This window comes from Paraburkholderia sp. BR14320 (assembly GCF_040948665.1).
In the GTDB taxonomy this organism is placed as follows: domain Bacteria; phylum Pseudomonadota; class Gammaproteobacteria; order Burkholderiales; family Burkholderiaceae; genus Paraburkholderia; species Paraburkholderia youngii.
Window position 1 is genome coordinate 1 of sequence record NZ_JBFPKG010000233.1, and the last position, 691, is coordinate 691.

1 pseudogene is annotated in these 691 nt (G+C 58.5%); it reads right to left on the reverse strand.

The features are described from left to right. Positions 1-156: 156 nt before the first annotated feature. Positions 157-572, reverse strand: a pseudogene (locus AB3X89_RS40080) (IS5/IS1182 family transposase); the annotation flags it as partial. Positions 573-691: the final 119 nt, after the last annotated feature.

Consider the following 691-nt stretch of genomic DNA (forward strand, 5'->3'; position numbering starts at 1 on the left):
GTTCCAGAACCATTCGCACAGCCCGCTCACGAACTTCAGGCGAGTACCTTGGGCACTTCTTCTTCGTGTTTTCCATAGCTCCATTTTCTCAAGAAGTGGAGCCTCCGGAAATCCCGGGGCGGTTCAGCAATGCCATTTCCTCGCCGCCTGTCTAGCCTATGCCGCTTTCGCCGCGAGCGTGCGCATGTGAGTCAGGTTGTAGGCCGCCTGAATCAACAGGAAAAGCTGGTCAACTCGTTGCAGTCCCCCCAATATCGCCTGCACGAATCGTGCAGCCGTCTTGCTCCAGCCAAGACCTACTCAATGCAGTTGCGCTTGCGCTGACTGACGGCATAGTAGTCGGCCCAGCACGTTGTGCGCCCGTCGATGGCCGAGCCGCCCGCGCGGTCATTGTATTGTGCAGCATGTGGCGTCACACCATGTGCGCGGCACATTGCCGCGAAGCCGGCCGCGTCGTAGCTCTTGTCAGCACGTACCGTAGTCGATGCATCGCCAAACCTCGCGGCGTCCGCAAGCATCTCGGCTGCTGTGTCCAGATCGGCTGTGCCATTAGCCTGCGTCACCTGTTGTGAACTTTCGCCGTTAAGGAGCCGAAACCGTTTTCGGCATAAAGGCGCCAGGGACTTTTCGGCGTTTAGGCGCCGCAAGTCTTTCGGCGTATAGATGCCAGTAGATTTTCGCCGTAAAGGCG